7 protein-coding genes are annotated in these 8,021 nt (G+C 41.9%); 1 reads left to right on the forward strand and 6 read right to left on the reverse strand.

From position 1 onward, the window contains the following. From RHS_RS26130 to RHS_RS26140, 3 genes are all read right to left on the reverse strand, one after another. Positions 1–634: DnaB-like helicase N-terminal domain-containing protein (locus RHS_RS26130; protein WP_047834825.1), on the reverse strand; the 634-nt coding region annotated here is incomplete at its 3' end. Between the two features lie 13 nt (positions 635–647). Beyond that, entirely contained in the window at positions 648–1,091 is a 444-nt protein-coding gene (rplI, locus tag RHS_RS26135; RefSeq protein WP_027295199.1) for a 50S ribosomal protein L9, read from the reverse strand. After that, positions 1,092–3,146, reverse strand: a complete 2,055-nt coding sequence (locus RHS_RS26140) for a DHH family phosphoesterase (protein ID WP_027295200.1) — start codon at positions 3,144–3,146, stop codon at positions 1,092–1,094. 199 nt (positions 3,147–3,345) lie between these two features. On the opposite strand from RHS_RS26140, the gene RHS_RS26145 reads away from it, so the two are divergent. After that, complete coding sequence (locus RHS_RS26145; RefSeq protein ID WP_027295201.1) at positions 3,346–4,749, forward strand: amidophosphoribosyltransferase; 1,404 nt, start codon at positions 3,346–3,348, stop codon at positions 4,747–4,749. Between the two features lie 43 nt (positions 4,750–4,792). On the opposite strand, the gene yicI is transcribed toward RHS_RS26145, so the two are convergent. The 3 genes from yicI to RHS_RS32045 form a co-directional block, all read right to left on the reverse strand. Then, positions 4,793–7,066 (reverse strand): alpha-xylosidase, encoded by a 2,274-nt coding sequence (gene yicI / locus RHS_RS26150; RefSeq protein WP_047834826.1) that lies wholly within the window; start codon positions 7,064–7,066, stop codon positions 4,793–4,795. A gap of 69 nt (positions 7,067–7,135) precedes the next feature. Continuing rightward, a complete protein-coding gene (locus RHS_RS26155; protein ID WP_047834827.1) occupies positions 7,136–7,777 on the reverse strand; it encodes a YesL family protein in 642 nt (213 codons plus the stop codon). 81 nt (positions 7,778–7,858) lie between these two features. Further along, a partial coding sequence (locus RHS_RS32045; RefSeq protein ID WP_395023554.1) for a hypothetical protein occupies positions 7,859–8,021 on the reverse strand: 163 nt, incomplete at its 5' end.

Below are 8,021 nucleotides of genomic sequence, written 5' to 3' on the forward strand. Positions count from 1 at the left end.
GACGGGCTGCTATCAGAATAAGATCGGAGGGCTGGAATCCTGACGTTTTATAATCCAGGTCTATAAATCCAGTAGGGATTCCGGTAACACTTCCCTTATTCTTGGCAGCCTGTTCTATTTTATCCAACGCGTTCAGCACTACCTCTTTAATCGGAACATAATCACCCGAGGTATTGCACTGGACGATATCAAATATCTTCTTCTCAGTATCTCCCAGAATGTCTTCCAGCCTGTCCTTAGCCACATAACAGGTATTAGCGATATCTTCCGTAGTACGAATCAATTTTCTGAGCATTGATTTTTCCTGGACGATATTTGCATAGTATTTTACATTTGCCGAGGTTGGTACCGCATTTAGCAGATCCCTGACAAATTCCAGGCTGCTGATTTCAGGAGGAACTTCCTTTTCCTTCAGGCGGTCCTGTAATGTAATCAGATCCACCGGTTTGCCCTCATTATATAACTCCAGCATGGATTCAAATAAAACCCCGTATTGGTGCTGATAGAAATCTTCGCTGCTGATAATCTCGGAAGCAGTCATAATCGCTTCTCTATCCATGATCATAGAGCCAATTACAGACTGTTCTGCCTCGACGCTATGTGGCAATATTCGTTTTATGAGTGCTTCTTCCATGTCAGACTTCCTCCTAAGCTTCCTTTACTACAACCTTTAATTCTGCTGTTACTTTAGGGTGCAGCTTGATTGGAACAAGCGTAGTTCCAAGAGCCTTGACCGGACTTGTAAGCATCATTTTTTTCTTATCAATATCATATCCCAGCTGCGCCTTCGCTGCTTCTGCAATTTCTTTGGTGGAAACAGAGCCAAATGTTCTTCCGCCCTCTCCGACTTTGATGGATACGGTAACCTGCTTTTCAGCAATTTCTGCTGCAAACGCCTTTGCCTCATCCAGAATCTGCTGCGCTACTTTTTCCTCATGTGCTTTCTGAAGCTTCAGGTCATTGATATTCTTTGGTGTTGCTTCAATGCCCAGTTTTTTCGTGAATAAATTTCTTGCATATCCATCGCTGACATTTACAATTGCGCCTTTGTTTCCAAGTGATTTTACATCTTCTAATAATATAACTTTCATTTAAATCGCTCCTTCTTCTGTCATTTTAATTATTACATCCTTTAATTTGCTGATAGCCTCTTCTACCGTTGTATCTTTTAACTGGGCACCGGCTATATTCAGATGTCCTCCACCGCCCATACGTTCTGTAATGATCTGTACGTTGACCTCATCGATCGAACGGGCGCTGATATATACCTGTTTATTAAACGGTGTAAACACAAAAGATGCCTTCACACCGATAATATTCAATAATTCATTCGCTGCCTGAGCTCCCACTACCGTAGGGCTTTCAATATTTTCACTCGGACAGATACTAAATGCATAGCAGTTCAGGAACAGCTCCGCATGACGGACCGCTTCTGCTCTCGCCTTATATGCAGACATATCATTCCTGAGCATTTTACGGACTCTTGTAACATCTGCTCCACAGCGTCTTAAAAATGCTGCTGCTTCAAAGGTACGAACTCCCGTCTTTGCCACAAAATTATTTGTATCAATAATAATTCCTGCATAGATACAATCTGCTTCTATGTTCTTAAGCTTAATGCCATCCACAAAATACTGCAGTATTTCAGCAACCATCTCACAGGTTGAAGATGCATATGGCTCAATATAAGACAATACTGCATTTTTAATAACTTCACTGCTCTGGCGGTGATGATCCAGAACAACAATTGTTTTTGTCTGTTCTAAAATAGACGAGCATTCAGCCATACTTGGGCGATTGGTATCAACTACTACCACAACCGTATTGTTATCTACGATTTCTTCCGCCTGGGCATGGTTTACAAACATATCACTTTCATAATCTTTATTATTCAAAAACATATTCATCCAGGGACGAATCGAACTGTTTACATCTTCGATTACAATATGAGCCTTTTTATTCATGAGCCTCGCCGCACGGTAGACACCTATGGAAGCTCCAAAAGAATCAATATCGGTAATCTTGTGGCCCATGACCACTACATCTTCTTTGCTGTCAATAAACTCACGCAATGCGTGTGCTTTTACCCTTGCTTTAACACGGGTACTCTTTTCCATCTGCTGTGATTTTCCGCCGTAATAAGAAATTTTCTCATTATCCTTTACGACAGCCTGATCACCGCCGCGCCCAAGCGCCAGTTCTATTGCAATACGTGAAAAATCATAATTCTGTACATAGCCATTTCCATTTACACCAATACCGATACTAAGTGTAACGCTCATATCGTTGCCGATATTAACGGACTTTACTTCCTCTAATAAGGAAAACCGGTTAGATTCCAGCGTTGTTAAAGATCTCTGTCTGATAGCAATAAAATACTTATCTTTCTCAATTTTCTTTACAATACCATCCAGGCTTGTGATGTATTTATTTATTTTACGGTCTATCAGTGCCATCAACAGCGATCTGCGGACTTCCTCCACGCTCTCTAGGGCTTCATCATAATTATCAATATAAATAAGTCCGGCAACCAGTTTCTGCTCTTTATTTTCTCTTATATACTGATTTAATTCTGTTGTATCAAACAGATATACCGCAATTAAATAATTCTGGTCTTCCGGCACTTCTACAATATTTACAGAATCTGCCAGTTCCTCAATCGATACCCGCTGAAGCTGGGCACGGTAATCTTCTCCGTCAAAATGAACTTCTATGGTCTGGATATCTTCATTTTTAGGCAAGACATTAACACTGATCTCAGGAAACAGGTTTAATATATTCTTATGATATTTCGGATCTTTTCCCACCGCATTACAAAATGCCTCATTCATCCATATGATCTTACCCTCAGTGTCCAGCAAGCCATAAGGTATCGCAAATTTCTGAAGCATCTTCTTCTGTATCTGCCCATATTGTGTGGCAAACGACACAAGTTCTGTCATAATACGGGGTTTGTACAATACAAATACGCCGATAATCAAAACAATATATACCACACTGAACAGCGCTGCTGCGATCCCGGCCTTGGTATCCACTGCAAAAACTGCAATATTCATCAGCAGTAAAAACACTACCAGCGCCAGCGGCCATTGCATATATGATTTTAATCTTCCGCTATATTTAATCTTTCTATTTATCTTTTTCATAGATTGTACTCCCATACTTAAAAAAGGATAGTATTAACTACTCTATTCTATCACAAAATCTATTAGTGGGAAAGACCTTTTTATGTAGTCCTCTTTCAAACAAAATGTGATTATAGAAATCCCCTTGTTATTTTCGGTCATATTATGTTAGAATGAAGCTGTATCAAAAAACTAACGAAAACATTAAGGAGTGGAATACATGGGTGGAATATTCGGCGTAGCTTCAAAGACAAGCTGTGTGCAAGATTTATTCTTTGGAATTGACTATCATTCACATTTGGGTACCAGAAGAGGCGGTATGGCAGTCTATGGAAAAGACGGATTCAACAGGGCAATCCATAATATTGAGAATTCCCCTTTTCGTACTAAATTCGAACGGGACATTGATGAACTGGAGGGTAATCTGGGAATCGGCTGTATCTCTGATAATGAACCTCAGCCTTTATTGGTGCAGTCACATCTTGGCAGTTTTGCCATTACAACCGTAGGTAAAATCAACAATATTGACCAGCTGGTACAAAATGCATATGACAACGGCTGTACTCATTTCCTGGAAATGAGCGGCGGTCTGATTAATGCAACAGAACTGGTCGCTTCTCTAATCAATCAAAAGAGTTCTATATTAGAAGGAATGTTATATGTTCAGGAGATGGTAGAAGGCTCCATGACCATGCTGGTTATGACCCCTACTGAGATTTATGCATCCAGAGACCGTATGGGAAGAACACCACTTGCAATTGGCAAGAAGGAAGACTCCTATTGTGTATCCTTTGAGTGTTTTGCCTATGTCAACCTGGGTTACCTTGATTATAAAGAACTGGGGCCGGGCGAAATTGTAAGAATTACCCCAGAAAGTGTGGAAACCCTCAGCAAACCAAGAGAAAAAATGAAGATCTGTTCCTTCCTCTGGGTTTATTATGGATATCCCACATCCTCCTATGAAGGAGTCAATGTGGAGCAGATGCGTTACAATTGCGGACGTCTTCTGGCTAACCGGGATACGGTTAAACCAGATGTTGTTGCCGGTGTTCCTGATTCCGGAGTTGCTCACGCAATCGGTTATGCAAATGCAACCGGGATTCCTTATTCCCGCCCTTTCATTAAATATACACCAACCTGGCCCCGTTCCTTTATGCCCCCGAAACAAAGCCAGCGTAATATGATCGCGAAAATGAAGTTAGTTCCGGTGGAAGCCTTAATCCGTGACAAAAAACTGTTATTAATCGATGATTCTATCGTACGCGGTACACAGCTTCGGGAAACTACTGAATTTCTTTACCAGGAGGGTGCAAAAGAAGTACATATACGTCCTGCCTGCCCGCCTTTAATGTTCGGCTGCAAATATCTGAACTTTTCACGTTCAAATTCTGAAATGGATTTGATTACACGACGGATTATTCGTGAACGGGAAGGGGAAAACGATATCAATATGCTGGATGACTACACCAATCCGGACAGCCAGAACTATATCGAAATGATAGACGAAATTCGAAAACAGCTTAATTTCACTACCCTGCGTTACCACCGGCTGGATGATATGCTGGCTTCTATCGGCATCGAACCATGCAAATTGTGTACCTATTGCTGGAACGGAAAAGAATAAAAAGATACAGCAGCCCGGATGTTTTCTTCCCGGGCTGCTGTTTTTAACATTCAATTATAATCTGATTTCCTGTTCCTTCTATTATACTGTCTGCTCCAAGCAGTCCCGCTTTCCAGTTTTTACCTCCACCTTCTGTGGTTAGTGTAATCTTATTGCCCTCACGTCTTGCCGAAGCAGTCATGACCGTATTCCCTTTCTGATCCGGTATTTCTACCGTCGATATTGCTCCCTCCGTAAATTCTGAAAGATAGAGTGTAACACCGTCCGCAAAATCATAAGATGCTTCTTCAGCATTATTTCCCACCGGCAGTATTGTATTCTCCTTTACCATCAGCGGCAGAGAAAAGTAATCATGCTTTTCTTTCCTCCAGGTTCCGCCTTTTCGTTTCTCACCGGTAAGCAGGTTTGTCCAGATACCCTTTGGCAGATAGTAATCCACTTCACCGGATTCTTTGAAAACAGGTGCTATCAGAAGAGAATCTCCTAAGAAAAATTGCTTATCCAGGGTATCGCAGGCACGGTCGTCGGGATATTCTATAAACATAGGCCGGTGCATGGGTATTCCCTGTTGGTGAGCTATAACTGCCTGTCTGTACAGATAAGGCATCAGGCTGCATTTGATATTTACAAATTTTTTCAGTACCTCACAAGCTTCTTCATCAAATAACCAGGGTACACGATAAGAAGAAGATCCATGAAGCCGGCTATGAGAGGTCAGCAGTCCGAACTGGCACCAGCGTTTGTAGATATCCGCTGATGCGGTCTGTTCAAAACCGCTGATATCATGGCTCCAGAAACCAAAACCGCTGAGCGCCAGGGATAAACCGCCCCGTAAAGTTTCTGCCATAGAAAGATAAGAAGCAGAACAGTCGCCTCCCCAATGTGCCGGAAATTTTTGTCCTCCAACTGTTGCAGAACGGGCAAACAAGACAGCTTCTCCTTCGCCCCGCTCTTTTTCCAGTAATTCAAACACAGTCTGATTATACAAATAGGTATAATAGTTATGCATCTTAACCGGATCTGAACCGTCAAAATACGTGATATTCTTCACCGGAATACGTTCTCCAAAATCAGTCTTGAAACAGTCTGCCCCCATATCAAGGAGCGTCTTTAACTTGCTTTGATACCATTTTGCCGCATCCGGATTGGTAAAATCCACCAACCCCATACCCGGCTGCCACAGATCCGTCTGCCAGACACTTCCGTCGGATTTTTTAACCAGATATCCATTTTCCATGCCTTCTTTGAACAGATAGGATTGCTGAGCGATATATGGATTAATCCAAACGCAGATCTTCAATCCTCTGTCATGATACCGCTGCAGCATTCCTTTTGGATCCGGAAATACCTTTGGATCCCATATAAAGCTGCACCATTCGTACGCATCCATCCAGTAGCAGTCAAAGTGGAATACAGACAGCGGAATTTTCCTGTCAGCCATCCCCTGGATAAAACCGGAAGTAGTTGCTTCATCATAGTCGGTAGTGAAGGATGTTGTCAGCCACAGGCCGAAGGACCATGCAGGAGGCAGTGCCGGTTTTCCGGTCAGCTCCGTATATTTCCGGATTGCTGCTTTTGGACTTCCTCCCCCTATAAAGTAGTAATCCAGACGTTCGCCCTCTACCGAAAACTGAACCCGTTCCACTTTCTCACTGCCTATTTCATAGGAAACATCTCCTTCATTATCTACCAGCACACCATATCCTTTATTGGTAATATAAAAGGGTATATTTTTATATGCAATCTCGCTGGCTGTTCCACCGTCTTCATTCCACATCTCAACTATCTGCCCATTTTTTACAAAAGGCGTAAAACGTTCTCCCAAACCGTAGATATATTCATCCACATCGATAGCCAGCTGCTCCAACATATAACATTTTCCCGTCTTTCTATTTGTCATATGTGCAAGATTTCGAAAACTGCTCTCTGTCAGGAAACATTCTCCTTCGTAAAATGCCATTTTCCATCCATTTGGAGATTTGTCAATCACGGCTTTCAGGCTTCCGCTCTGATACACCAGAACATTTTCCTGATCCTGAATGGTTACATCAGGATTTGTCTCTGTAACTTCTGCAAAAGGCCCGCTGCAGCCCGCTCCCATATGATGCACTGCAGAGACTTTAATAATGCCCTCCATCGGGCTGGTTAATGTAATGGTAATCATGGGCAGGTTCAGACAATCGCCTCTGCCTAAGATGTGACTCCCCGGTACATAGATCTGAAGAGTATTTCCATCAATTATATGTCTTGCATATTCTGTCGCATATGCCGGAGTCATTTCTTCTCTCAGCATCCAATAACCATTTGTAAATTTCATACCTACACCTTTTATCCACCGCAGGCAAAGCAGAATTTCCGCCTTTTAGTGGCTTCCCTTCTTCTATTTTTATTCAAACTCTTGTACCGTAACCGGCATATGTTTTTCTAAAACACGCTCCATAAAATCAGAAATGATAAATACTGCAGCTCCGGGTGTAAAAAATATACTCATCGGCAGTGCCCAAAATAAAGCCAGCACACAGGCTATTACTAAAAATACAGCCAGGGTAGTCAGAAAATACCTTACCGACATATACATTCCAAGTTTTATTATCCACCCCGCGCTCATATCAAACCGTGACAGTGCAGGAAATACATAGCATCCAGCTGCAAATACAAAGACCGATGCCAGGAAATAAAAGCAGATAAAGAATAGACCGGTATAGCTGCTGGTTTTCTGCATTAGAATTCCCATATTTAATTGGACAACAAAGGTTACTGCCGCTGTTACTGTCCATATCACGGTTGCAGGGACAAAATTCAGACGGAAAGCATGAAAGAATTCACGCAAGGCATAGCCTTTATCTTTCTTTACTGATTTTACCACACTGTAGTAAAGAGCGGTTGTAGATGCCCCTATTGTAATTAACGGAATGCAGCAGATAATCCAAAGTACTCCTAACAGCAGTAAATCAAAAATCTTTCCCATGATCCCTGTATAGCCGCCTCCAAAATCAAATAGCCGTTTCTTACCCACGTCTTTTTTCATACTTTACCTCCTCATCAAATTCTGATTATGCCTGCTGCACCGTATGACTGCATGTAAGAGAATATTTATTACACTTAAATACTAACAGATTTCTTCCAGTGATCCCTCCCGGACAAATACAGGTATCTCATCAATCGGTGCATTTACATTGATTTCCTGCCCACCCTGATACTCTTTATTGTCATGAATATTCCGCCACTTACCATCAGGCAGATATACCTTGCGCTGCCTTTCATTTTCATAT

The sequence above is a fragment of the Robinsoniella sp. RHS genome (assembly GCF_001029355.1).
Classification (GTDB): Bacteria; Bacillota; Clostridia; order Lachnospirales; family Lachnospiraceae; genus Robinsoniella; species Robinsoniella peoriensis.

Excerpts from the sequence above, each read along its gene's own strand:
- rplI (WP_027295199.1), bottom strand. The coding sequence starts at position 1,091 with ATGAAAGTTATATTATTAGAAGATGTAAAATCACTTGGAAACAAAGGC.
- RHS_RS26140 (WP_027295200.1), bottom strand. The coding sequence starts at position 3,146 with ATGAAAAAGATAAATAGAAAGATTAAATATAGCGGAAGATTAAAATCA.
- RHS_RS26145 (WP_027295201.1), top strand. The coding sequence starts at position 3,346 with ATGGGTGGAATATTCGGCGTAGCTTCAAAGACAAGCTGTGTGCAAGAT.
- yicI (WP_047834826.1), bottom strand. The coding sequence starts at position 7,066 with ATGAAATTTACAAATGGTTATTGGATGCTGAGAGAAGAAATGACTCCG.
- RHS_RS26155 (WP_047834827.1), bottom strand. The coding sequence starts at position 7,777 with ATGAAAAAAGACGTGGGTAAGAAACGGCTATTTGATTTTGGAGGCGGC.